Origin of the sequence: Vreelandella alkaliphila, assembly GCF_016107625.1 — a bacterium.
In the GTDB taxonomy this organism is placed as follows: Bacteria; Pseudomonadota; Gammaproteobacteria; order Pseudomonadales; family Halomonadaceae; genus Vreelandella; species Vreelandella alkaliphila.
In genome coordinates this window covers 193,105-216,480 of sequence record NZ_JABASV010000003.1, presented here as the reverse complement: position 1 = coordinate 216,480, position 23,376 = coordinate 193,105, and the positions used below count along the sequence as shown (strand labels likewise).

Genomic DNA, 23,376 nt, shown 5'->3' with positions numbered 1-23,376 from the left:
GTGCTCAACAAAACGGCTTGCCTCTATCCCGAAGAATCATCAGCAAGGGCGCTGTTAGGGGAGGCAAACCGTTGGGAGTTTTTTATCAGTCTAAATCATCTAGCGTAACCACAAGATCCCGGGTAGATACATCTACCTTCCAGAAGGTATAGCTGTCGTCGTCTTCATCGACCAAACGAATATCGAAGATAGGACTGTCATATCCCGTAATCGTCACCCGCTGAGTATCACCATCCATCAGAACATCATTGCCGAGCACATCCTCTTCCCAGCTTTTCGAATCTGTTGGGCTTATATACATGTAATACAAGATATAGCCCGTACGATTAGTGATATCGATGTAGTAGTCGGCAGCCATTGCAAGCGAAGAGCTACACAGTATCAGCAGTGCAGCGAATAACACTTTAATGCGCATTGATAAGTTTCCTGTTCTTTTCTCTTTTAAGAGAAGCGATAGATTGCAACGTAGGTATCGCCAAGATCAAAACATAGCGATCAGCACATTATATCGTCAGTTACTTATCTAATTGGGCGCCCTCCCCAAGTTTTTCATACAACTGCCCGCGAGATACTCACAGCTGGTAGAATGCTGCCCCTTTCAGGCACGTCCACGGCCTATCGCCGCAACGTTTCCCCTTCTACTACCTGAGAGTCGCGCAATGATTGCCACCGTCTACACCGTGTTTCAGCCACTTTTCCGGCTGGGCCTTATCCCGCAGATTTTAATTGGCATTGTTGCCGGGGTATTCATCGCCCTTTTCACACCGGACATTGCAGGCAATGTGGCACTGCTTGGCCAGCTATTTATTGCCGCTCTGCAAGCAGTGGCCCCTATTTTAGTTTTTGTGCTGGTTACCGCTGCCATCGCTGCACACAAGAAAGGTCAACCAACTCACATTCGCCCCGTGCTCATACTGTATGTGGTAGGCACATTAATCGCTGCGCTAATTGCAGTGGCGGCAAGCTTTCTGTTCCCTACCGAACTTTCATTGAATGCGGGGCAAATTGACGGCAATCCTCCTGGGGATATTTTTAGCGTTCTAAGGGACCTGTTATTAAATGCGGTGGCTAACCCGGTAAGTGCGCTAATGGAAGCGAACTTTATCGCTATTCTGGCATGGGCCATTGGCCTTGGTTTAATGCTACGCCAAGCCAGCGACACCACCCGCCAAGCGTTAAGCGATTTATCCACTGCTGTCACCCGCATTGTCACGCTGGTAATTCGCTTAGCGCCGATTGGCATCTTTGGCTTAGTCGCGGGAACCTTGGCAGAGTCAGGGGTAGAGGCATTGCTCAACTACGCTCAACTGCTAGGGGTCATCGTAGGCTGTATGCTGTTTGTTGCTCTGGTTAGCAATCCGCTGCTCGTTTATCTCACTACCCGTAAGAACCCTTACCCACTGGTGTTTACCTGCCTGCGCGGCAGTGCCATCACCGCCTTTTTCACCCGTAGCTCAGCGGCGAATATCCCCGTAAATTTAGAGCTGTGCCGCCGTTTAAAACTGGATGCCGACACCTACGCTATTTCTATTCCGCTCGGCGCGACGATCAACATGTGTGGTGCAGCTATCACCATAACGGTGATTACCTTGGCGACCACCCATACGCTAGGCATTACCGTCGACTTCCCCACTGCCCTACTACTGTGCGTGGTGTCTGCACTGGCTGCCTGCGGTGTTTCAGGCGTAGCCGGTGGTTCGCTGATGCTAATTCCGATGGCCGCCAACCTGTTTGGCATTCCAACAGAAGTCGCCATGCAGGCGGTAGCGATTGGCTTTGTCATCAGCGTGGTACAAGACGCGACCGAAACCGCGCTGAATTCCTCAACGGATGTGCTGTTCACTGCTGCCGCCTGCCGAGCCCGTCAACAGTCCGGCTCTGACCACACGATATAACGCAATTTGTTTGACTTCTCGCTGTTCCTTATATAGAACGTTCTATAAAAGGAACAGCGAGATAATAGAATGGATGAGCACTCACTAAGTACCCTAGGCCAGCATTTGCAATCCCTTCGCCAAGCGCGGGGCTGGTCACTCTCCTATCTAGCCAATGCCGCTGGCATTGCCAAATCGAATCTGTGCCGTCTGGAACAAGGTAATGGCAACCCCACCTTGGATACCATCTGGCGGTTAGCAGTGCAGCTTAATGTCCCCTTCGGCACCCTGGTCGCGCCTATCTCTGTGCCTTTAGGTGAAGATGGCGTACAAGTTCAGTTAATTGACCAAGGAAAAGGCTCGCCTCAGGTAGATGCCTACTGGATGCGCTGCGCTCCCCATACCCTGCGCCACGCCGAAGCTCACACCCAGGGCACTCAAGAAACGCTGACCCTGATCAGCGGCTGGCTAGAAGCTGGTCCAGAAGGGACGGTTACTGCGCTAACCCCTGGCGAAAGCATCACCTTTAGCGCTGATAAGCCTCACTTTTACCGCACCCAAGACCAAGAGGCCACCATGCTACTCACTATTACTTACGGCGAACAGGGGGATGCAACATGAACCAACTTGTCAGCCACTCGCCGTGGCGTAGCGCGCTGCAAGGCGTGCGGGAAGCGATTCCGCTATTGGGTGGTTACATACCGGTGGCGCTATCGTTTGGTTTGGTGGCTAGCCAAGCAGGCTTTAGCACATGGGAAGCCACAGCTATATCAGCGCTGATTTACGCGGGTGCTTCGCAGTTTTTGTTCGTGGGCATGATCGCCACCGGCGCACCACTATGGTTGGTGGTAGCAATGACATTACTGATTAATGTGCGCCATGTAGTGTACGGCCCTAACCTAGCCGAGCTGCTGCCACGCAGCCGCCACTGGCCATGGCTAATGCACGGCCTAACCGACCAGGTATTTGCTCTGGCATTAACCAGGCTTCCGCAGCTGCCTGACGCGAAGCGCTTTAGCTGGTTTGTAGGTGCATCGTTACTGGCGTGGGGAGCATGGGCAGTGGGCACTGCCGTGGGGGCTACCGCTGGCGAAACATTTACCGCCCGCTGGCCGTTGTTGGGTGAAATTATGCCCTTCGCGCTGCCTGCACTATTTCTCACCATGGTGGCTCCGCGTTTTACCGATAAACGCTGGGCAGTAGCAATGGGACTCACCATCATTGCTGCACTGTGTTTAACGCTGACTGGATGGGGCAATGTGGCCATCCCATTGGCGGCTGCCTGTGGCGCGCTGTGCTTCTACCTGGTGAAGTTTGAAAAAAGGAGAGGAAGTAATGAGTAGCGCGTTGTGGTTAGCGGTGATGATATCCGCGATAGGTACTCTGCTGATGCGTGTGGTGCCTTTTCTATGGATGCAGCGCCGTATAAACAGTGAGACAGGCATTAACAATATGCCTCAGTGGCTAAGTATTCTCGGCCCGCTGATGATCGCCGCTGTGCTCGGTGTTTCTATCGTGCCAGTGAGCCCGAGTGCCGTTTCATGGATTGCCACTGCTATCGGTCTTGCCGTCACATTGTGGGTATGGTCGCGGCTCCGCTCTTTGGGCTGGCCGGTCGCTGCTGGGGTGGCAGTATTTGGCATCGTAGAGGTGGGGGTAGCGCTAATATAACGCTACCCCACCTTACTAAAACGCTTTTGGAAACACTAATTGCGGTAAATACAGAAAGACGCTTGGCAGTAGTATCATGGCGATAATGATCGACATAATGAGCACTATTAGCGGTATTACTGCCATAAAAGCACGCGGCATGGAAACTTCGCCAATCTGTGTTGCGATAAGCAGACAAATACCATAGGGAGGAGTAATCAACCCTAAGGTGAGCGATAAAACCACTACCAGCGCCATGTGGACCTGGTTGATATCAGCTGCGATACACAGCCCCTGAATAATGGGGAGGAAAATAATAACTGCCGTCACCGGGCTGAGGACGGTTCCAATCACTAACATGAACAGCATCACCAACAGCATGATGCCCACCCGCGATTGCGTTACGGTGAGGATAAAGTTAGCGACCTCCTGAGCGATCCCCAAGTACGAAATCAGCCACCCCATAATGCCTGCGGAAGCAACAGCAAACATCGGTAACGAAAAGGCTACAACCGAATCTGACAAAATGCCGGGAAGCTGCCTAAAACGTATCGCTCGATAAAAAACAAAGGCCAACAACACGCCTACTAAGACCGCTACCGAAGCGGCTTCCGTGGCAGTGAATACGCCTAGGGTGATGCCACCTAGCACCACTAGCGGCAGCACCATAGGTGGAGCAGCGGTGATCGCAGTGCGCCCCATTTGGCGGAAAGAGAACTTACCCGTTGCTTTAATATCGTGCTTTCTCGCGATGTAATACACATAGCCCATCTGCATCAAACCGACGAGTATCCCTGGCAGAATGCCACCCATAAACAGAGCACCCACGGATACGTTGCCAAAAGCACCGTAAATTACCATGAGAATCGAGGGAGGAATGATCCCTCCCAGCACGGACGATGCGGCCGTCAATGCCACAGCAAACGGTGCGGGATAGCCCGACTTCTTCATAGCCGGAATGAGTACCGCCCCCACGCTGGCAGTATCTGCAGCTGCAGACCCCGAAAGGCTGGCGAACATCATGGATACCATGACATTGATGTGGCCCAGACCGCCGCGAACATGCCCAACGGTGCTATCCGCAAAGCGCAGCAGGCGGTCGGTGATGCCCCCGTCGTTCATCAGGCGCCCTAACAATAGGAAGAAAGGCACGGCCAGTAACGGGAATGAGTTAATGCTGGCAAACATCTGATTAACGACCGAGGTTAAAGGCAGCCCCAATTGCATGATCGTCAATATGGAAGCCAAACCAATAGCAAAAGCGATAGGGACACTTAGGCCGATAAGAATCAGAAAACTGCCAATCAAGGTAATCAATGGACTCATGATTCGGGGGCCTCTCCACCACTGGCCGCATCTCTACCAGCACGCAGCTTAGCGATATCATCGCGAATAGTCTCAATAGAAAATAGCAACATGGAGATACCTGCTACGGGGATCGCGGCGAACACATAGGCCATGGGCGTACCTAAGGCTACCGAGCGTCGGTTCCAGCCCATATCCACCAGTACATTACCGTGCACAATCAGTACATAGATCACGGGCAGACAGGCGAGGCTACCGAATAAGCGTAATACGCGCTGAGTAATAACAAAGCTTGGAGGGAACACGTCCACCACATAGTGCCTACGCTTACGCAGTGCAATGGCCGCGCCAATAAAGACCGCCCAAATGAAACAAGCCATAGCAACTTCATCGGTCCACGATACTGATATTTTCAGGTAGTTACGTGCCACCACCTGATAGAGCACCGTTAGGATAAAGGCTGCAAACAGCGAGCCCGCGATAAATGTCAGGAGTTTCTCCAACAGATCGTTTATTTTCCGCATTTTTCTGCCCTTACATTGGCGCACTGCTTGCTGATGAAACACAAAACAGCACGCCAAAGCGCTGATGGATCGCGGTTTACAGGTTGCGAATCGTGTCAAGCAGCTCAGTCAAACCACGTTCCTCAGCAAACTCGTCATGCAGAGGAACGACCGCATCAATGAAGGCCTGCTTGTCGACTTCGGTCACCGTTACACCTAGCTCCTCGAATTCCTGAATAAACTCCGCATCGTACTCCACTCCTTTTTCAGTGCCGAACTCACCCGCATTCTGGGCCGCATTGAGAATGATGGCCTGATCCTCTTCCGAGAAGCGGTTAAAGCGGTTCTCACTGATGGAAATATGGCTCATCATCACCTGGTGTTCGGTTTTGGCATGATAAGGAGCTACTTCATAAAGGCGGCTTGAGTAATAACCACTGATGGTGCTCTCGAAGGCCCCCACTACGCCGGTTTGCAGGCCAGTGTAGATTTCTGTCCATGGTAGCGATGTCGTCAACGCACCGACTGATTGCCACATATCAGCATCCAGGCGGGAACCAGTCACACGCATCTTGATACCTTGCAGATCCGAAGGCTGGGTGACAGGTCCGGTATTGGTACTTAAATTGCGCGTTCCACCTCCTGTCAGGCTCAACAACTTCAAGCCTACGCCTGACTCCTGCATAGCGTTAGCGAAGTAGTCAAACACGGGCGAGTCGGGAGAGGTGGCAGCCCGGAATTTATCCATATCTTCAAACAGATAATTAAGACTGAAAATTTCAAACTCAGGGGTATACGGCGAAATATTCATCACACCGCCAATGATCATATCGGTGGTACCGATACGAATCTCATCAACCATTGTCTGGTCATTACCTAATTGGCCACCTGGGAAAATCTGTACATCGATACGCCCATCGGTCGCTTCTGCTACTTCGGCTTTAAACGCTTCAGCAGCATCAATCCATGGGTGAGGAGCACTTACTACCGTGCCCAGGCGTAAGGTTTCTGCCATAGCAGGAGAAATAAAAAGCATGGAAGTTGCGGCTGCCAGAGCCAAGCGCGAAAACGTACGTTTTGTCATGGGGACGTTCCTCTTATTTATGTACTAACTGCCTATAGGTACTAGCTGCCGATAGATACTCGCCAGGGATGTGCCAACGTTTTAAAAAGCGGGTGCTTGTTTAAGCTATGCTCCCGATACAGGTTCACCAAGGGTATGCATAAGCCGGTTTGCCCAGCCAAATAGAGTGGTTGAGAGGGTAAGATCCAAAATTTCCTGATCATCCAGCCCCGCTTCACGTAGGCTGGCAATATCATCTTCGGTTACTTGGGGAGGACACTCAGAGAGCCGCATGCCGAACTTAAGGATGGCACGTTGACGTGCATCGATATCCGCCTTTTCGCCATTGAAGAAGATCTCCTGCATCACCCGCTCATCACGCGTCAAGTTGTTATAACGCTGAGCATGCACAGCCGCGCAGTAGATACAGCGGTTGACGACCGATGCTGCCACCGCTCCCAGTTCCCGCTCTTCACGGGATAAACCACCCTTGTCATACATGATGCCGTTAAATAGAGACGTGCGAATACGCAGCGGCTCAGGATCATGCGCCAACACCAATACATAGTCGGAAATTTTGGTGTTGGAAGGCGTTTCTTTCAGCGCTTCCCGTTGAGCAGGCGTCGCCTGATCAAAATCAATCGGGGTGATATGGGGACGCCACGTGGGTACCCGGGTGGTGAACTTGTGAATGACACGACTCATTGGCTTTTCCCCATCACACTCAGCACAGCAGCAACGCGTAGCTGGTAGTTAACGAAAGCAACCAGCCCGGCTAAGCGGACAATATCTGCTTCATCAATGCCTGCGGCACGTAGCGAACCGATTGTTGCTTCGCTGGCATCTCGCGGCCGTTCGGTGACTAAGTCAACGTAATCCACCATCGCAACCAAACGCTGCTCATCTGCTGGCGGCATTTGTCCCGGAAGGGCTAGTTGGTAAGGATCCGCATCATCGCCATACCCGGCAAGCAAATCAGCATAGTGCTGTGTCAGCCCTGCTTGCTGGCAAATTCTCGCCATACGACATGCCAACGCCGCTCTTAAGCTGGCAGGCAGGTTCCCGGCATCATTGGGTAGCAGTGCAGCTTCATAGGATGCTTGTGTCAGCTCCATCAATTTGCCGCGCATGGTCAGGGCTTCGGCCAGCGGGCCGCTGCTGGGCACGCCAGCGGCTGTTTCAAGTACATGTGACATTTCGGTTCCTTAACATTGCAATACAAAGACGACGTTAGCGCTACGCATTCAAGGCAATGGGGAAGGCTCCCACTCATCCCCCAGTAGTTCCGGAGAGTCGTAGTGTTCGAGTAGCTGCCAGTGGCGCTCAATGTCTTCTCGATAAAAGCCTGCTGCAATTGCGCCTGCCAGCCAGCTAGCTCCTTCGCTGATCCCAGGAATGTCACCGCTGACTTTGCCTAAACTAATAGAGGCACCATAGTTGAAGCAGTGGATATTACGCAGCCAGGGGGCCGCTCCTGGCTCTCGCTCCTGGAAGGCAAAGTCGCGATCTACGTAAGGAAAATTGCCCAGCTCTTCGTGCTGAAGCTCGGTGGGTGGCTGATATCGATCACGCCACAGCAGAATACGATCGGCATACCCTGCCAGCTCGGTACGAGCCAGTGGGTCAACTTCAAACCCAGTTCCCAGAATCAGAAAGTCGCAGCGAACCTGTTTGCCCTGCTGGGTCGTGATCACCACTTCCGCCCCTTCAACTCGAATATTTTCAATGCCACAACCAAAGTGAAAATAAGCATTCTCATGGCGGCTGACGCGCAACGTCGAGCCACGAGGAGGCGGCGTCTGGGTGATAAAAGAGTAGTGCATAATGCGCCAGCGCCACTCATCCGGCAGTGTTGCGTAGCCATGAGTAAAGCCATAGGAGCCAATACCCATCATTTTGTTGATTGTCGGCATCTGCTGACGGCGAATCAGGAAGCGAACCTCGCTGGCTCCATGCTCCAGCGCCTCAGCAGCATTATCAATCGCCGAGGCGCCTACCCCCACCACGACCACACGCTTACCTTTAAGGGCAGTAAAATCGATATCGTCCGCCGTGTGCGCCCAGCTAGACGCCGGCAAACCAGCAACGAAATCGGGAATCTTGGGGGCACCGGTACCTTCACGGCCAGTCGCCATAATCAGTTTACGTGTTAGAACACGTTCAGCCGTCGCGCCTGGGCCAGAAAGCTCAAGACTGAGTAGCTCTCCCTCGGGCTTAACATGCTCAACCTTGACACTATTTTCGACCGGCAGGTTGAGAACTTCACGGTACCAGCAAAGGTATTCCATCCAGGTAGGTCGCGGAATCTTGTCAAGAATTTCCCAAGCCTCGGTGCCAAACTGCGCCTCATACCAAGCCCGGAAGGTCAGTGAGGCAAACCCATAGCTGGGTCCTGGTAATGTTTTCGGCGAACGCAGTGTCTCCATGCGGGCATAGTTCATCCAGGGCCCTTCTTTACCCGCCGGGTTGCGATCAAAAATACGGATATTGGAGATGCCTCCCGACAGTAGCGCGAAAGCCGCCACTAAACCGCACTGACCACCCCCCACAATCACGACATCGTAAACGTGCCGCCCATCCTCTCTCTCTAATGGGGGAACCCAATTAGCAGGTGGCAGGTTCAGACAGGCGAGGTCGTGCTTCACACGTGCATTCAAGGCTTCAAGGCCGGCACCGGCCAAAGAGGGAGTGAGGGTCATGGCATCATCTCGGCTTGTGTCTGCATGGCCTGTTCGGCTTCATGGGGCCACCAGAACCAACGAACGGCTACATCTTCAGCATGGCGATTAGCGGGTAAAGGCAAGGCTTTCGCCAGTTCAACCAATTCAAGCGCTCTGGCAAAGCAATCAAGTACTGTGGCCTCGTCAGCTGTTCCAACAGATGCATCCTTAGTGAAAAGCGTATCCAATAGGCATGGCGTTACTGACTCTTCGGATTGAGCTGACGCATCAGGGCGCTGGGCAACCCAAACACCACTATGTTCATCCACAGAGTAAAGTTTCATTAATACTGGGGCATAACGCGCAATAAACTCGACCGCTGATATTACATAGTTAGCCGACTCATTGCTAAAAAAGAAGTTAAATCCGAGTCTTACCCAACCTGGGCGATATATGCTTCTACCTTTTTGGACTAACGCTTCATGCGCTGCAGCCGTATCACTATCAATGGAAAGCAGTTCATGACCATAGGGGCCCGCGCAGGAACAGCCACCTCTAGCCTGAATACCGAATAGGTCATTCAACATGGCAACCACGAGGTTATGGTGTATCGCCCTTTCTCCAGCAGTGACATTGAACGAGAAGATGGCCAGCCTGGGCGCATTAAGTGAGCCAAGCAGGTTTAGGTTGGCTATTTTTTGCCAGCGTGCCACCGCCATGGCCACCAACTCTTTCTCGCGCAACTCAATGGTCTCAGTGCCAACTTTTGCTTTGATACGGAACGCCAACCCCGCGCGAATATCGCCCAAAATATTAGGCGTACCCGCTTCCTCCCGACGCTCGACACTCTGAACATAGCGATGATGGGAGGCAGTTACATAGGATACCGTGCCGCCACCGGCAATGGACGGCTTCGCATTGCGGCACACCGCTTTGCGAATCACCAGCACGCCGGAACTCCCAGGCCCACCGACAAATTTATGAGGAGAAAGGAAGACGGCATCCAGATGATCGCCTTGGCCGCTGCCTGCCATATTGATCGCGACATAGGGCCCACTTGCCGCATAGTCGAACACAGCCAAGCCACCATATTGGTGCGCTAATTTGGCTATCTGGGTCACGGGCGACAGAATACCCGTGACATTGGAAGCTGCCGAAAACGCCACGACTTTAACGTCGCGATCGGCATGTGCCCGCAATTGCTGCTCAAGCACCTCCAAATCAACAAGACCATCGCTATCCAGAGGAGTACGTACCAGATCAACATCGCACTCACGCCATACCAGGTCATTGGAGTGATGCTCATAGGGGCCAACGAAAACAACCGGTTTGGAGACCTTCGAAGTCACTTGCTCATGGGTCAACTCAAGAATGCGACAGCAACGATCTATCGCCGCGGTAGCACCAGCACCAGCAAAAATGACCGCATATTCGTCATCAGCACCTACAGACTCCGCCACTGCTTGGCGAGCAGCTTCCCGTAGCCGCGTGGTCATTTTACCGGTGTAAGAGGTTTCGGTATGCGTATTGGCATACAGAGGCAACACCTCCTCCTGAATTGCCCGCTCTACTATATCCAACGCCCTTCCCGATGCCGTGTAATCGGCATAGAGCAAGGGGCAGTCACCAAATGGGCCGGGAATCAAGCGCCCTTCTCCAATGACCCCACTCTGTAGGCGCTCCATCCACTCACGAGAGATCGCCGAGGGGGAGCTCGGTGGTTTTCTTGACTTGTTCCATTGAGAAGCACGATGTGACATTACTGAGCTCTATTTTCGCAATCAGCCTTTTATAAAAGGCGTCATAAGATTGGTTATTACGCGTAATGACCTTGAGTAAGTAGTCGTATTCACCTGCGAGACGATTAACTTCTACGATCTCAGGAAAGTTTTTAACCGTTTCCTGAAATGTATCAAGCCAAGCTTGGTTGTGTTTATCCGTTTTAACCATCACAAACACGGTAAGACTAAGATCCAATTTCTCAGGGTTCAGTACGGCAATTCTTTTTTCTATAATTCCGTCTTTTTCCAGCTTTTGTATTCGCCGCCAACACGGCGTAACAGAGAGACCAACCCCTTCTGCAAGCTGTGCAATAGAAAGACTATCATCGCGCTGAAGCTGTTCAAGAATTTTTAAATCAAACCGATCAATAAGCAATTTATTTCCCCTCTATACGATTACAAGGAATTTTATTCTTTATAGCCTTTCCTTCATACGGTCAAGAGAAATAATTTTTCACCAGCAACTCTGTTGATTTCAACCAAACACTTACTCCGGCTAAAAGGACATCCCAAAACGGTGCAACAAAAAATATGCTGCACCACAAAGAGCAATACATAAAAGATTAAAATCGAAACCACTATGGTGTTAAAAACATGGGGTTAAAAGCATGGCGTTAAAAGCACACAATTGATTAAAACTCTTTGATCGATCATGAATATATACGCCCTTGAACACGCACTCTTGAACACATAGGCTCTTGAACATATCGCCCTATGAAGCACACTTTCTGCGCCAACCTCAGCCGTGAACAGAGTGATCCATTAGCTGGGAGCGCTGCCCATGCCGAACTCAATCTATTAATCAGTTGGCCGCGCGCAAAGTGGCTGCGCAAATTGCGCCATGCCAGCGACATGAACGACACGCTGAAACAGACACTAGATGACATTGCCGATAGCGGCCTACGTATTAACCTGATTCAGTAACTGGGAATGGATAAACATCAGCACCAAGTATTTCTGATGCCAGAGCGGCGGCGCTTTCTAATCGCCCGCCATCACTTAGAAGACTTTTTAAGCGCTCTGCAAACAGGCAACAGCTTGGCAGAGTGGGAACAGCCCCGCTAGAAAAAGACCTACTGCTCTGCTGCACCCACGGCACTAAAGACAAATGCTGCGCCAAGTACGGCTACCAAACCTATAAGGCGCTGGCTCAAACGGTTGCTGACCACCAGCTACCGTTTGAGGTCTGGGAAAGCAGCCATCTGGGTGGCCGCCAGTGCAGCTCACAACTCACCCCCGCCCAACAGTATGCAGAATTAGCCGCCCTGACTCACCTAAGTACACAACTAAGCACGGATCAACACCAACCCCAGCTAGCGCTGCTGGACGATAGCGGCAGTGAGCAAGAACGCCTGATACGCTGGCAGTGGCAATGGGGAAACGCTCAAGGCCAACTCAGCGTGCGCTGCCCAGCCACCACCATCATGCGAATTGACACTTGCACCGACCTTGAAAAAGGACCCATGGAAAGTACTGTTTGGCGGGTAGCTGAGGAGCGCTATGGTTGCTTTAATCGCCTGAGCCTTTCTAATAAATAGTGACTATTAGCTATTTCGAGCAAAGCACATACGACAACAACATGCCATATACATTTTAACTAACGCTAACAGGTGGACGGAAGTCCACCTGTTATGGCTTACTACTTAAAAACCCACAATTTTATCAGGCAGCCATGTAGCTACTGTAGGAAACAGCACAACGATAGCCAGTGTTAGTAATTGCACAGCAATAAAGGGCAACACACCTTTGCACATTTGCCCATAGGTAATATCACTAGGGGCAATTGACTTTAAATAAAATATTGACGACGCCATAGGAGGTGTCAGGTAGCTCGTTTGGATTGTTATCAACACTAACGTAGCAAACCAAATAGGGTCGATACCAAGCTGTTTAATCACAGGAGTAAATATTGGCACGCAAATTAAAACGATAGAGGTCCAATCAAGAACAAATCCTAGCAAAAAGGTAACCGCTAGGAAAAATAAAATAACGCCTGCTGTACCACCACCTAACCCATTGGCTATTGCCGATACCATTTCTCCACCACCGTTGACTGCAAAAATACCCGTAAACATCGTACCACCGGCTACTATAAGCAGTATCATAGATGTAATGCGTACGGTAAGAGATAAAGAGTCAGTAAGTGAAGATATCGTTATACCACCATTAATTATTGCTAAGATCACTGCGCCTGCAACACCAACTGCCGCTGCTTCTGTTGGGGATGCAATACCACCCAACAGTGACCCAAGCACAGCGAACATTAATAGCAAGGGTGGCACTAACGCTTTCAGTGTAATTCTTATTTTAAGAGCAAAGGGTTTATCATCGTCAACAATAGTAGAGACTGGGCCATCTTGAGGGCGCAGCCAGCATCGAACAATTATGTAAGTAGCAAAAAGAGAAAGCATAAGAATGCCGGGGAATATAATCGCCGCAAATAAGGCACCTATCGACTGTTGAGCGAGCGCAGCATAGACGACTACGATGACAGTAGGAGGTATAATTGTTCCTAAAGAACCTCCGGCACAAACCGTACCCGCAATCAGTGAATTATTATATTTATAGGCCCTCATGGCAGGAATTGCCATTAGCCCAATCATTATTTCCACCGCACCAACGACTCCAGATGCAGCAGCAAATATTGCTGCCATAGCAATCGTTGTTAGTGCTAGCCCTCCTGGTAGCCGCCCAATCCACATTTGAATGGCATCGAAAAGATTTTTTGCTATACCTGACTTCTCTAGTATCGCCCCCATTAGAATAAAAAGAGGAATCGAAGAGAGCACATAATTTGATGAAGCGCTATAAACACTGCCATAAAGTTGTTGAAAAATCATAGGACCAAAAGCGAACCAACCAGAAACAAGTGACACTATAACTAATGAAAAAGCAACCGGAACACCTAAAAATATTAACAAAAAAAGCCCTGGAAACATTAACGAAGCTATTGTCGAATCCATTACTCAATCTCACTTTTTATAGTCTTATTTAAAAAAGAACGAAGCCCAATGACAAGAAACTGAAGAGCAAGGAGAGTAAGACCTACAGCTATACATGTATAGAATGGCCACATTTGAGGCGCCCATGTACTGACCATTTCCACCTCATTAGTTATGAATGCCGACACAGTCTTCTTCCAACCATACCAGGCCATAAATAGAAAAGTCGGAAACAATACAACTGTATAAACCACTCCGATAATCAATCGATAAACATTATTTGGTAGCAAGCTACTTAACACATCAACTTTTATATGACCATCAATCTGCGCTGTCCAAGCAACACCCAGCACAAACGCAACACCTGTAGCCATATAAGAAATATCGAATGCCCATATGGTTGATGAGTTAAAAACATAGCGAGCTATCACTTCATATAACATTGACAATACCAATACAACAATTGCCAGCTTGCTCACCCACGCAGACACTTCAGAAATTTTATCTACTAATTTAAATATCATTATTGGCACCACTCATGTCTATATATACAAGGAGAGACTCTTAAAGTCTCCCCCTATAATTTTTATGTTAATTAGTTATGAGATAGTCTTTCTGAGAATTCCAACGTGACTGATATTCTTGGTAGTCTTTTAAAATCTCTTCCATGTCAGGGTTGCCAGCTTCACTTTCTTCCGCAGCCCGGGCAGTAATCCATGAACGCCCATTTTCCGCTAATTCGTCAACGAATGCTTCGTCCAAACTAATGACTTCGTTTCTACCTTCACGATAATTTTCCATAGCGATTAGGTCGTTATGATAGAAACTGGAAAGCCCTTCATAAGTCGTCAACTTAGCTGCAGATTCAATTAGCTGCTTTAGGTCGTCTGGCACTTGATCCCATGTTTCCTGACGGACAACGACTTCCCAAAGGAATGTGGGTTGATGTACACCTGGGACTATGATGTAGCGGGCTGCTTCATGAAAGCCTTCTGGATAATTACTGGAAGGCGTTGCCCACTCCACAGCATCGACACCCTTACGCTGTAATAAAGTGTAAGTGTCTCCGGGCGGAACAACAGTAGGGACTGCATTGTAGTACTCACGCATAACTTCAGCCCAAGGGCCAGAAGTTCTGTACTTTAAGCCGTCGAGATCCTCAGGCCCGTTAATTGGCACGTTGGAATGAGCAAATACTTCAGTAGATCCAATGCCAACGATTAGCGAGTGCAATCCTTCACTAGCCCGGAGCTCCCGCAATGCTTCTTGACCGCCACCTTCATAAATCCAATTAATATATGACTGTGGCCCCATGCCTCCCGGGAATCCAGCAAAAATAGCGTTTATAGGATTTTGATTAACTAAGTAGCTTGGCGTGGAGTGCCCCGCCTCTACTGTACCCTCTTTGACAGCATCATAAACTTGCAAGGCAGGCACAATCACGCCCGCGCCAAAAGGCCGAATGTTAGCTCGTCCTGAAGTTAAAATTTCTGTGTTGCGTGAGAACCGTTCGAGGAAATTTTCATAGAATGGAGAGCCTCCTGGGACGGAGGTGGGCACCCGCCATTCCACTTCGGCTGCATGCACTTGGGAGGAAAGTGCTATCGCCGCTACTACAGAGGAAAGCCATTGCTTTGTTTTCATGATCACTAACCTTTCTATATGTTGGTTTTATTTATCTCTCACCCCATTGCTAAATAAAGGGCATTGAGAGGTAGCTACATGCCTGTACGTTTAAGCTTTTCCTACAGCAAATACTGTTAGTGCAGAGCCGTCTGCTGTTCGCCTTTCCCTCTCCCTGGAACAGACTTGTCGCGCTGAGCAAAGCCAGATGAGTTACGAGCAAATCAATCTTGGCTTCCTTTTTTGTATAAAATATATAATAAATCATTGCAAGACTATCTTTGCAGAATCAGGACAATTTTATAAAAACACCATCTTAATTCAGACACTTAAGATAATTCTGATATAGAAGGCTATGTGAAGAAGCGTTTATGGGAATAGCTTTGTTTTCTTAGAAATTAAGTAAGGATCCCGAATCGGGACTTACTGAGCTCCCATAGACTTAGAAAAAGCGAGGAATAATTCGATCATCTCCACAGTAATAAGACCTTAGTCTAGCTCTCTATCAACTGACATCTCTACTCCAGTTGCTATAAATCGTTGTAATAGCAAGCTCTTCCTAATGCTCAGATCAATAACTCATGCATAGAGAACGTAAGCCTGATGCGAAATATGGCTTCACAAATCATTTTGAAGATTGTATAAAATATAAAAACTACCAATTGATGCTGACATCCACTGTAGCGCCAGCGTTGATCACCAGGACAAAACAATCACAGGTGTTCCATGAAACGAGTGCATATCATCGACTCTCATACAGCAGGTGAACCTACACGGCTGGTAATGAAGGGATTCCCGACTCTGCCTGGCGCAACCATGGCAGAAAAATGTGAAGCGCTGCGCACTTCGCATGATCAATGGCGACGCGCCTGTATGTTGGAGCCACGTGGGCATGATGTGTTGGTGGGAGCGCTTTATTGTGCGCCAGAGTCACCAGATGCCACTTGCGGGGTCATCTTTTTTAACAACTCGGGGTATCTGGGTATGTGCGGTCACGGCACTATCGGGCTAGTCGCATCCTTGCATTATCAAGGCCTTATAGAACCCGGTGCCCATAAGATAGACACTCCCGTTGGTCCTATTAGTGCAACCCTTCACAACGACGGTGCAGTTACTGTCCGCAATGTCCTTTCTTACCGCTATCGCCAGCAAGTCCCTGTTGAAGTGCCTGGATATGGGCTTTTGCATGGGGACATCGCTTGGGGAGGCAACTGGTTCTTCCTTATCAGTCAGCATGGCCAATCGCTAGCGCTTGATAACACCGAAAAGCTAACCGAATTCACCTGGGCCGTACGCCAGGCACTCGAAGCCGCCTCGATTACTGGCGAGGACGGCGGGCTAATCGATCATATTGAGCTCTTCACAGAGGACGAGGCAGCCGATAGTCGTAACTTTGTGCTTTGCCCCGGTAAAGCATATGACCGCTCCCCTTGTGGTACCGGCACCAGTGCCAAACTGGCTTGCCTAGCGGCAGATGGAAAATTGTCGCCAGGAGAGACCTGGGTACAAGCCAGTATTTGTGGCAGCCAGTTCGAAGGACAATATGAATGGGAAGGCAATGGCATCCGTCCCTATATCAAGGGGCGAGCTTATCTAAGTGCAGATGCCACCCTACTCATTGATGAACAGGACCCGTTTGCCTGGGGTATTTCTGACGTGTAAGCACGCAACTCGCTAACCCTAATTCTTCATAAACCAAGCAGCACCGATTACTCCACTATCGACTCGGCGCTGATGTGAGTACTGACAACACCAACCGAAAGGAAAAACAATGAGCGATAACATCTTTACAGGCTGCATCCCAGCGTTAATGACCCCCTGTAATGCGGACCGTCAACCGGACTTCGATGCACTGGTTGCTAAAGGTCGTGAGTTAATAGATATCGGTATGAGTGGCGTCGTGTACTGCGGCTCTATGGGCGATTGGCCACTGTTAACCGAAGCACAGCGCCAAGAAGGCGTCGCCCGTTTAGTTCAAGCAGGCATACCAACCATCGTGGGCACTGGCGCAGTAAATACCAAAGAGGCCGTATCCCATGCCGCTCACGCTGCTAAAGTGGGAGCCCATGGTCTGATGGTTATTCCGCGCGTGCTCTCACGGGGCACCTCAGTAGCGGCACAAAAAGCTCATTTCTCAGCCATTTTAGAAGCAGCGCCTAAGCTGCCCGCCGTCATTTATAACAGCCCCTACTACGGCTTCGCGACGCGTGCAGACCTCTTCTTTGAGCTGCGTCATCGTTACCCAAACCTAATCGGCTTCAAAGAGTTTGGTGGTGCCGATGACCTACGCTACGCTGCGGAAAACATTACCTCCCAGGATGACGATGTCACCTTGATGGTAGGTGTAGACACGACTGTCTACCATGGTTTCGTCAACTGTGGCGCCACCGGTGCCATCACCGGCATTGGCAATGCTCTCCCCCGCGAGGTGCTCCAGCTCGTCGCTCTTAGTAAAAAAGCCGCGCAAGGCAATGTCGAAGCACGCCGTTTAGCCAAAGAGCTTGAGGAAGCGCTGGGAGTTCTCTCCTCCTTCGATGAGGGCGGCGACCTAGTTCTGTATTACAAACACTTAATGGTACTCAACGGGGACTCCGAATACTCCCTCCACTTCAATGAAACTGACACTCTGAGCGATGCCCAGCGCCACTATGTGGAATCTCAATACGCCTTGTTCCGTACCTGGTATGCCAATTGGTCTGCTTCCTTAGAGAACATCTAAGGCTCAGTGGTACACAATTTTTTGCCGCTTAGCAGCCGACTGCTCCAGCACAGCTAATGTGCTGGAGCGAACTCTCTTTGCTAGGAGTTACTCATGCATCGTATGAGTCTGAAGGAAGCCGAGGTACTGGCAAAAGCAGTGCTCAACGCCCAGGGCTTCAATCAAGAGCAGACACACGCCCTATCTCAAGCAGTGATAGCGGGGCAACGCGACGAGTGCCATTCACATGGCCTGTACCGTTTACTCAACTGCGTTAAAACGCTAGCGGCAGGGAAAGTGGTCGCCAATGCTCAGCCAGAAGTACACGATCACGCCCCAGGCATCGTACGGGTTGATGCCAAAGGAGGTTTTTCGCAACTTGCCTTCGAGGCTGGCTTACCCATTTTAACGGCAAAAGCGCGTGAGCAAGGAATTGCCGCGCTTGCCATCAATCACTGCGTACATTTTTCAGCCTTATGGGTTGAGATTGAAGCTATCACAGACCAGGGGCTGGTAGCGCTGGCCTGTAATCCCAGCCATGCCTGGGTGGCCCCCGCGGGTGGCAATCGCCCATTACTGGGTACAAACCCGTTGGCCTTTGGCTGGCCGCGCCCTAATGGACAGCCACCATTTATCTTCGACTTTGCTACCAGTGCCATTGCTCGCGGTGATATCGAACTCCATCACCGTGAAAATAAGCCGATTCCCGAGGGTTGGGGTATCGACCGTTTAGGGCAGCATAGCCAAAACCCTGCTGACGTATTAGACGGCGCACTCCTTACCTTTGGCGGCCATAAAGGCTCTGCCTTATCGATCATGATTGAGCTTATTGCTGGCCCACTCATCGGTGACTTAACCAGCGCTGAATCGCTGGCATACGATGATGGAGCCGGAGCTTCCCCCTATCACGGCGAACTCATACTCGCTATGGATCCTGAACGCTTCCTGGGGAGTACGCTCGAGGATTATATGGCCCGTGCTGAAGATCTGTTCTCGTCGATCATAGCCCAGGGCGCTCGCTTACCTTCGCAACGACGATATACGGCACGGCAACGCACTCAAAAAGAAGGTATTTCAATTCCAGAATCCCTATATCAGGAGTTGTCACGCCTAGCGCGATTATGACGGCTCTTTTCTTACCGACCATTCGCGTTATTCTAACGACGGAGACGAACATGACATTGCAAGGCAAAATGCTGATTGGCCAACAAGCTGTACAGGGCTCTCGTGACGCCATTTACGCAATCAATCCAGCGAATAATGAACGTCTTGAACCCGCTTATTTAGGTGGCTCCCAGGAAGAGGTAGAAAGAGCCTGCGAGTTAGCTTGGCGCTCATTTGACAGCTACCGCGAAACGCAGCTGGAAGCACGGGCACAGTTTCTCGAGACCATTGCAGATGAGATAGAAGCGCTCGGAGAAACGCTGATTAACCGGGCAGTGACCGAATCTGGCCTTCCCCAAGCCAGGATCCAAGGGGAGCAAGGACGGACTTGTAACCAACTACGGTTATTTGCAAAAACCCTACGCAATGGTGAATGGCTAGATGTTCGAATTGATCCGGCCATGCCTAATCGTCAACCCATGCCGCGCGCCGATTTGCGTCAACGCCATATCGCGCTTGGCCCAGTCGCTGTTTTTGGTGCAAGCAATTTCCCACTGGCTTTCTCCGTCGCCGGTGGCGATACCGCATCAGCGTTAGCGGCGGGATGTCCCGTGGTCGTCAAGGCCCACTCCGCACATCCAGGAACCAGCGAATTAGTAGGGCGTGCGATTCAAACTGCCGTCAAGCGGTGTGATCTTCCCGAAGGCGTATTTTCGCTAATTTTCGGCTCTGGCCGTGAGGTTGGGCAGGCATTGGTTGCGCACCCTTACATCAAAGCGGCCGGGTTTACTGGCTCCCGCAGCGGCGGCTTGGCACTATTAAAAACGGCACAGTCGCGCCCTGAGCCAATCCCTTTCTATGCTGAAATGAGCTCCATCAACCCAGTATTCCCTCTACCAGCGGCACTGGAGTCACGTGGTGCCAGCATGGGGGCAGAATTCATAAGCTCGTTGAATATGGGAGCTGGCCAGTTTTGTACTAACCCTGGGTTAGTCATTGCCGTAAAGTCCAAGGGGCTAGATGCGTTCATTGCAGCGGCACGCCAAGCGGTCGAGAGCAGCAGCGCTCAAACCATGCTTACGCCCGGCATTCACCAAGCCTATACCAACGGTGTGCAAGCCCTTACCTCGACAGGTAAGGTCCACGAAGTAGCTCGCGGTCAAAAAGGAGCTGGCCAAAATCAATGCCAAACAGCTCTTTTTGTAACCTCTGCGGCTCATTTTCTGGCTGAGAAAACACTGCAGGAAGAAGTATTTGGCGCGTTGTCGCTGGTAGTGGAATGCCAAGATCAGAACGAGGTTCAGCGCGTTGCGGAGGCGCTTGAAGGCCAGTTGACCGCCACTCTTCAACTGGAGGATGCCGATCAGGAAGTTGCTCTCAACCTGCTGCCAATTTTGGAACGTAAAGCGGGCCGGCTACTCGTCAATGGCTGGCCAACAGGCGTCGAAGTTTGCGATGCCATGGTCCATGGTGGCCCTTTCCCAGCAACGTCGGACTCGCGCACCACATCTGTAGGTACCGCAGCTATTGCTCGTTTTTTACGTCCTATTTGTTATCAAGATCTACCGGATGCACTTTTGCCAGAGGCATTGCAGCATAGCAACCCACTGTCACTTAAGCGCCTGGTTAATGGAGAACGTGAAGACTGATCAATAGGAGTTTGCGCCGCTCTCCTATGGGGAGAGCGGCGCATCATGCATTGAGCCATGCAAGCTGGTCAACTGCTCAATTAGTAACCATTCAGCTACCAGCCATGGACATCTATATAGGTTTGTATAAAATGTGCAAATTAACTTTCAGGATGGACGTGAACCATGGCGACATTCAAAACACGAGCACACTTCGTCGCCGACGACTTACGCAAACGTATCCTTGGCGGTGAATTCAAGGGCGGTACTCAACTTCGTCAAGACGCCCTAGCCAGCGACTATGATGTCAGCCGTATTCCTGTCAGGGAGGCCTTGCTAACCCTCGAATCAGAAGGGCTAGTAGAGTTTCATGCTCACCGTGGCGCTTTTACCACCGAGCTTTCCGTCAGCAAAATTCGTGAACTTTTTGAGCTACGAATTCTGCTTGAAACCTATGTGCTTAGGCATGCCATTGATAATCTCACTGAGGCAGACCTCGATAAAGCTGAGGATATACTGCGCAAATATGACGACGCTCTAAATCGCGGTGGCGAAGTCGACAATTGGAGTGAGTACAACTATACCTTTCATTTGGCGCTTTATGCGCCGGCCGAACTTCCAGAAACACTCGCTATCATTCATCAGTTAAATACCAAATCAGACCGCTATATCCGCATGCAGCTCGTCTACTCCCAAGAGATCACAAAAGCTGAAAAGGAACACCACGAATTGCTGGAGTTAGCGCGCCAACGCGACACCGATAATGCCTGCCAGCTGCTTAAAACCCACATTGAAGACGCCTGTGGAAGTATTATCGCGGTACTTGAAAAGCGCTCCAACCAAGCAGAGGCACTTTGAAGCATAAGTGCCACTTTCACTACCCGACTCCAACCATAGCAGCCTCTCCCTCTCCTCTACTTAAGTTATAAACACTACGTCTAGCACCAACTTACCCTCTTCATATACTTCGGCTAGCTAACGCTAGCGCCTTCCGGCTATTCGAATAGTTTTGGCGGATCAAGCCCTGCTCCTATCGTTTCTACCCCATAAGCACCTTTGAACTACTAGTTAGTTTCATTTTTACCGCTCGCTACTTGCCCTTTGCTATCGCACGGCGCTCCTCTCCTGCCATTTCTTACCAATATTTGTCGTTGACGGTATTGATCCAATTCATAAACCTGAGATATATTTTATACAATCTACAAAAAATAGAATTAAGGAAGCTTCATGAATCCACGAAGCACTAAGAGTAGCGGCTCTAACGAGGATGCCGATGTCATCGTTATCGGTGCAGGAGTGGTAGGTAGCGCTTGTGCCCTGTCATTGAGCCAACAAGGCTTGCGTGTTTTGGTGCTAGACAGCCACCAGCATCCGGGTATGGGTGCATCGTTTGGCAACGCGGGCCATATGGCAACGGAGCAGGTTTTTCCTATTGCCAATGCAGCCATTGTGAAGCGATTACCCAAAATGCTACTGGACCCAATGGGGCCGCTACGCTTGGATTGGCGCTATGTTCCCAAGGCTCTACCCTGGTTCACTCGACTACTTTGGAATCTACGCAAGGCTCCCTATCGAGCCAGCGTAGCAGGCATCCGTGCTCTCAATGAGAATAGCCTGGATGCCTGGCGCCGATTGCTTGACACCATAGATAGCAGGCATCTGCTAAAAGAGGACGGGTCTCTCCTGGTTTATGAAAAAGATAGCGCTGCCGAAGAGTTAGCAGCACTTCACACAAGGATGACTGACCAGCAAGTAGCCGTGGAATACTGGCAAGGCAGTGCAATTAAAGACATCGCTCCTCAATTGTCAGACAGCATTAAAGGCGGGCTATTCTTCCCTGACACCGCACATACGATTAATCCCTCACAGATCGTCGACTCACTCGTATCAGCTGCTAAAGCCAATGGAGTGCAGTTTAGACAAGAAAACGTCGTATCAGGCCAAGACCATGGCCACGGTGTGATGCTGAAGACCGCGAGTTCGTCCTCCTTCACGGCCGGCAAAGTTGTTATTTCATGTGGAGCTTATTCTGCCCATCTCACTGCCACGCTAACGGGTACTAAAGTTCCTCTTGATACGGAGAGGGGCTATCACCTGATGCTGCCTCATGAACGGCATCGGCTGCCTATGGCGGTTACCTCGTTGGAGCGTCGTTTCATCATGACGCCCATGGATGAGGGATTACGATTGGCAGGTACCGTCGAATTTGCCGGGCTACATCGACCAGCCAATATGCAACGCGCTTGGCAACTGCACAAACTCAGCCAAGGGCTCTTCAAAAACGACTTGGATACTACCGACGCCAAAACTTGGATGGGCTTTCGCCCCTCGTTACCCGACTCACTCCCTATTATCGATAGCGTTAAAAGTGGCAGAGTCCTACTAGCTTTCGGGCACCATCACCTTGGTCTCACTCAAGCCGCTATTACAGCCGAAATTATTAGCCAGCTGGCCAAGCAAGAAAACCAACAAGCTCAACTGCCCATTGATTTATCTCCCTATCGGCTAAGCCGATTTTCCTAGCACGCGACACCCCAACCCTAAG

General features: G+C 50.4%; 25 protein-coding genes. 13 read left to right on the top strand and 12 right to left on the bottom strand.

The features are described 5' to 3' along the window. Positions 1-85: 85 nt before the first annotated feature. A complete protein-coding gene (locus tag JFC11_RS06225) occupies positions 86-415 on the bottom strand; it encodes a hypothetical protein (RefSeq protein ID WP_038477428.1) in 330 nt (109 codons plus the stop codon). A gap of 244 nt (positions 416-659) precedes the next feature. On the opposite strand from JFC11_RS06225, the gene sstT reads away from it, so the two are divergent. The 4 genes from sstT to JFC11_RS06205 all read left to right on the top strand — a co-directional run bounded on the left by sstT (position 660) and on the right by JFC11_RS06205 (position 3,545). Next, a complete protein-coding gene (gene sstT, locus JFC11_RS06220; RefSeq protein WP_198348993.1) occupies positions 660-1,895 on the top strand; it encodes a serine/threonine transporter SstT in 1,236 nt (411 codons plus the stop codon). 69 nt (positions 1,896-1,964) lie between these two features. Beyond that, a complete protein-coding gene (locus JFC11_RS06215) occupies positions 1,965-2,495 on the top strand; it encodes a helix-turn-helix domain-containing protein (RefSeq protein WP_198348992.1) in 531 nt (176 codons plus the stop codon). Next, positions 2,492-3,217: an AzlC family ABC transporter permease gene (locus JFC11_RS06210; protein WP_198348991.1), complete on the top strand. Its 726-nt coding sequence runs from the start codon at positions 2,492-2,494 to the stop codon at positions 3,215-3,217. The genes JFC11_RS06215 and JFC11_RS06210 overlap by 4 nt, the downstream gene beginning before the upstream one ends. Then, positions 3,210-3,545, top strand: coding sequence for an AzlD domain-containing protein (locus JFC11_RS06205; protein ID WP_038477440.1), 336 nt, complete (start codon positions 3,210-3,212; stop codon positions 3,543-3,545). The genes JFC11_RS06210 and JFC11_RS06205 overlap by 8 nt, the downstream gene beginning before the upstream one ends. Positions 3,546-3,560: 15 nt before the next feature. Here JFC11_RS06205 and JFC11_RS06200 read toward each other — a convergent pair whose 3' ends face one another. The 8 genes from JFC11_RS06200 to JFC11_RS06165 form a co-directional block, all read right to left on the bottom strand. Continuing rightward, positions 3,561-4,850: a TRAP transporter large permease gene (locus tag JFC11_RS06200; protein WP_120386497.1), complete on the bottom strand. Its 1,290-nt coding sequence runs from the start codon at positions 4,848-4,850 to the stop codon at positions 3,561-3,563. Then, positions 4,847-5,353: a TRAP transporter small permease gene (locus JFC11_RS06195; protein WP_038477446.1), complete on the bottom strand. Its 507-nt coding sequence runs from the start codon at positions 5,351-5,353 to the stop codon at positions 4,847-4,849. Before JFC11_RS06195 ends, JFC11_RS06200 begins: the two co-directional genes overlap by 4 nt. A 76-nt stretch (positions 5,354-5,429) precedes the next feature. Further along, the gene (locus JFC11_RS06190) at positions 5,430-6,416 is read right to left on the bottom strand and encodes a TRAP transporter substrate-binding protein (protein ID WP_051626349.1); all 987 of its coding nucleotides are present in this window, start codon (positions 6,414-6,416) and stop codon (positions 5,430-5,432) included. A gap of 105 nt (positions 6,417-6,521) precedes the next feature. Next, positions 6,522-7,100 (bottom strand): peroxidase-related enzyme, encoded by a 579-nt coding sequence (locus tag JFC11_RS06185; RefSeq protein ID WP_038477449.1) that lies wholly within the window; start codon positions 7,098-7,100, stop codon positions 6,522-6,524. Next, on the bottom strand, positions 7,097-7,591 hold the full coding sequence (locus tag JFC11_RS06180) for a CMD domain-containing protein (RefSeq protein ID WP_120386496.1): 495 nt from the start codon (positions 7,589-7,591) through the stop codon (positions 7,097-7,099). Before JFC11_RS06180 ends, JFC11_RS06185 begins: the two co-directional genes overlap by 4 nt. Positions 7,592-7,639: 48 nt before the next feature. Further along, positions 7,640-9,094, bottom strand: a complete 1,455-nt coding sequence (locus JFC11_RS06175; protein ID WP_198348990.1) for an NAD(P)-binding domain-containing protein — start codon at positions 9,092-9,094, stop codon at positions 7,640-7,642. Beyond that, the gene (locus tag JFC11_RS06170) at positions 9,091-10,740 is read right to left on the bottom strand and encodes an aminotransferase class V-fold PLP-dependent enzyme (RefSeq protein WP_198348989.1); all 1,650 of its coding nucleotides are present in this window, start codon (positions 10,738-10,740) and stop codon (positions 9,091-9,093) included. The genes JFC11_RS06175 and JFC11_RS06170 overlap by 4 nt, the downstream gene beginning before the upstream one ends. A 4-nt stretch (positions 10,741-10,744) precedes the next feature. Continuing rightward, positions 10,745-11,212 carry an Lrp/AsnC family transcriptional regulator gene (locus JFC11_RS06165; protein WP_198348988.1) on the bottom strand — a complete coding sequence of 156 codons (468 nt, stop codon included), beginning with the start codon at positions 11,210-11,212 and terminating at the stop codon, positions 10,745-10,747. Positions 11,213-11,550: 338 nt separating this feature from the next. On the opposite strand from JFC11_RS06165, the gene JFC11_RS18970 reads away from it, so the two are divergent. The 3 genes from JFC11_RS18970 to JFC11_RS18965 are packed head-to-tail and all read left to right on the top strand — an operon-like array spanning position 11,551 to position 12,374. Beyond that, on the top strand, positions 11,551-11,760 hold the full coding sequence (locus JFC11_RS18970; protein WP_232482797.1) for a hypothetical protein: 210 nt from the start codon (positions 11,551-11,553) through the stop codon (positions 11,758-11,760). Between the two features lie 6 nt (positions 11,761-11,766). Further along, on the top strand, positions 11,767-11,901 hold the full coding sequence (locus JFC11_RS19070) for a hypothetical protein (protein WP_267900562.1): 135 nt from the start codon (positions 11,767-11,769) through the stop codon (positions 11,899-11,901). Beyond that, complete coding sequence (locus tag JFC11_RS18965) at positions 11,883-12,374, top strand: sucrase ferredoxin (RefSeq protein WP_319618654.1); 492 nt, start codon at positions 11,883-11,885, stop codon at positions 12,372-12,374. The genes JFC11_RS19070 and JFC11_RS18965 overlap by 19 nt, the downstream gene beginning before the upstream one ends. A 105-nt stretch (positions 12,375-12,479) precedes the next feature. On the opposite strand, the gene JFC11_RS06155 is transcribed toward JFC11_RS18965, so the two are convergent. The 3 genes from JFC11_RS06155 to dctP form a co-directional block, all read right to left on the bottom strand. Next, entirely contained in the window at positions 12,480-13,799 is a 1,320-nt protein-coding gene (locus JFC11_RS06155) for a TRAP transporter large permease (protein ID WP_198348987.1), read from the bottom strand. Next, on the bottom strand, positions 13,799-14,302 hold the full coding sequence (locus tag JFC11_RS06150; RefSeq protein ID WP_172421578.1) for a TRAP transporter small permease subunit: 504 nt from the start codon (positions 14,300-14,302) through the stop codon (positions 13,799-13,801). Before JFC11_RS06150 ends, JFC11_RS06155 begins: the two co-directional genes overlap by 1 nt. A 67-nt stretch (positions 14,303-14,369) precedes the next feature. After that, positions 14,370-15,422: a TRAP transporter substrate-binding protein DctP gene (dctP, locus tag JFC11_RS06145; RefSeq protein WP_198348986.1), complete on the bottom strand. Its 1,053-nt coding sequence runs from the start codon at positions 15,420-15,422 to the stop codon at positions 14,370-14,372. A gap of 705 nt (positions 15,423-16,127) precedes the next feature. Here dctP and JFC11_RS06140 point away from each other — a divergent pair. From JFC11_RS06140 to JFC11_RS06115, 6 genes are all read left to right on the top strand, one after another. Continuing rightward, on the top strand, positions 16,128-17,063 hold the full coding sequence (locus JFC11_RS06140; protein WP_198348985.1) for a 4-hydroxyproline epimerase: 936 nt from the start codon (positions 16,128-16,130) through the stop codon (positions 17,061-17,063). Positions 17,064-17,172: 109 nt separating this feature from the next. After that, the gene (locus tag JFC11_RS06135; protein ID WP_172421581.1) at positions 17,173-18,120 is read left to right on the top strand and encodes a dihydrodipicolinate synthase family protein; all 948 of its coding nucleotides are present in this window, start codon (positions 17,173-17,175) and stop codon (positions 18,118-18,120) included. A gap of 93 nt (positions 18,121-18,213) precedes the next feature. Continuing rightward, positions 18,214-19,224 (top strand): Ldh family oxidoreductase, encoded by a 1,011-nt coding sequence (locus JFC11_RS06130; protein WP_198348984.1) that lies wholly within the window; start codon positions 18,214-18,216, stop codon positions 19,222-19,224. Positions 19,225-19,274: 50 nt separating this feature from the next. Continuing rightward, on the top strand, positions 19,275-20,852 hold the full coding sequence (locus tag JFC11_RS06125; protein WP_198348983.1) for an aldehyde dehydrogenase (NADP(+)): 1,578 nt from the start codon (positions 19,275-19,277) through the stop codon (positions 20,850-20,852). A 165-nt stretch (positions 20,853-21,017) separates the two neighbouring features. Then, complete coding sequence (locus tag JFC11_RS06120) at positions 21,018-21,689, top strand: GntR family transcriptional regulator (RefSeq protein WP_198348982.1); 672 nt, start codon at positions 21,018-21,020, stop codon at positions 21,687-21,689. 369 nt (positions 21,690-22,058) lie between these two features. After that, positions 22,059-23,354 (top strand): NAD(P)/FAD-dependent oxidoreductase, encoded by a 1,296-nt coding sequence (locus tag JFC11_RS06115; RefSeq protein ID WP_198348981.1) that lies wholly within the window; start codon positions 22,059-22,061, stop codon positions 23,352-23,354. Positions 23,355-23,376: the final 22 nt, after the last annotated feature.

Excerpts from the sequence above, each read along its gene's own strand:
- JFC11_RS06225 (WP_038477428.1), bottom strand. The coding sequence starts at position 415 with ATGCGCATTAAAGTGTTATTCGCTGCACTGCTGATACTGTGTAGCTCT.
- sstT (WP_198348993.1), top strand. The coding sequence starts at position 660 with ATGATTGCCACCGTCTACACCGTGTTTCAGCCACTTTTCCGGCTGGGC.
- JFC11_RS06215 (WP_198348992.1), top strand. The coding sequence starts at position 1,965 with ATGGATGAGCACTCACTAAGTACCCTAGGCCAGCATTTGCAATCCCTT.
- JFC11_RS06210 (WP_198348991.1), top strand. The coding sequence starts at position 2,492 with ATGAACCAACTTGTCAGCCACTCGCCGTGGCGTAGCGCGCTGCAAGGC.
- JFC11_RS06205 (WP_038477440.1), top strand. The coding sequence starts at position 3,210 with ATGAGTAGCGCGTTGTGGTTAGCGGTGATGATATCCGCGATAGGTACT.
- JFC11_RS06200 (WP_120386497.1), bottom strand. The coding sequence starts at position 4,850 with ATGAGTCCATTGATTACCTTGATTGGCAGTTTTCTGATTCTTATCGGC.
- JFC11_RS06195 (WP_038477446.1), bottom strand. The coding sequence starts at position 5,353 with ATGCGGAAAATAAACGATCTGTTGGAGAAACTCCTGACATTTATCGCG.
- JFC11_RS06190 (WP_051626349.1), bottom strand. The coding sequence starts at position 6,416 with ATGACAAAACGTACGTTTTCGCGCTTGGCTCTGGCAGCCGCAACTTCC.
- JFC11_RS06185 (WP_038477449.1), bottom strand. The coding sequence starts at position 7,100 with ATGAGTCGTGTCATTCACAAGTTCACCACCCGGGTACCCACGTGGCGT.
- JFC11_RS06180 (WP_120386496.1), bottom strand. The coding sequence starts at position 7,591 with ATGTCACATGTACTTGAAACAGCCGCTGGCGTGCCCAGCAGCGGCCCG.
- JFC11_RS06175 (WP_198348990.1), bottom strand. The coding sequence starts at position 9,094 with ATGACCCTCACTCCCTCTTTGGCCGGTGCCGGCCTTGAAGCCTTGAAT.
- JFC11_RS06170 (WP_198348989.1), bottom strand. The coding sequence starts at position 10,740 with ATGGAGCGCCTACAGAGTGGGGTCATTGGAGAAGGGCGCTTGATTCCC.
- JFC11_RS18970 (WP_232482797.1), top strand. The coding sequence starts at position 11,551 with ATGAAGCACACTTTCTGCGCCAACCTCAGCCGTGAACAGAGTGATCCA.
- JFC11_RS19070 (WP_267900562.1), top strand. The coding sequence starts at position 11,767 with ATGGATAAACATCAGCACCAAGTATTTCTGATGCCAGAGCGGCGGCGC.
- JFC11_RS06155 (WP_198348987.1), bottom strand. The coding sequence starts at position 13,799 with ATGGATTCGACAATAGCTTCGTTAATGTTTCCAGGGCTTTTTTTGTTA.
- JFC11_RS06150 (WP_172421578.1), bottom strand. The coding sequence starts at position 14,302 with ATGATATTTAAATTAGTAGATAAAATTTCTGAAGTGTCTGCGTGGGTG.
- dctP (WP_198348986.1), bottom strand. The coding sequence starts at position 15,422 with ATGAAAACAAAGCAATGGCTTTCCTCTGTAGTAGCGGCGATAGCACTT.
- JFC11_RS06140 (WP_198348985.1), top strand. The coding sequence starts at position 16,128 with ATGAAACGAGTGCATATCATCGACTCTCATACAGCAGGTGAACCTACA.
- JFC11_RS06135 (WP_172421581.1), top strand. The coding sequence starts at position 17,173 with ATGAGCGATAACATCTTTACAGGCTGCATCCCAGCGTTAATGACCCCC.
- JFC11_RS06130 (WP_198348984.1), top strand. The coding sequence starts at position 18,214 with ATGCATCGTATGAGTCTGAAGGAAGCCGAGGTACTGGCAAAAGCAGTG.
- JFC11_RS06125 (WP_198348983.1), top strand. The coding sequence starts at position 19,275 with ATGACATTGCAAGGCAAAATGCTGATTGGCCAACAAGCTGTACAGGGC.
- JFC11_RS06120 (WP_198348982.1), top strand. The coding sequence starts at position 21,018 with ATGGCGACATTCAAAACACGAGCACACTTCGTCGCCGACGACTTACGC.
- JFC11_RS06115 (WP_198348981.1), top strand. The coding sequence starts at position 22,059 with ATGAATCCACGAAGCACTAAGAGTAGCGGCTCTAACGAGGATGCCGAT.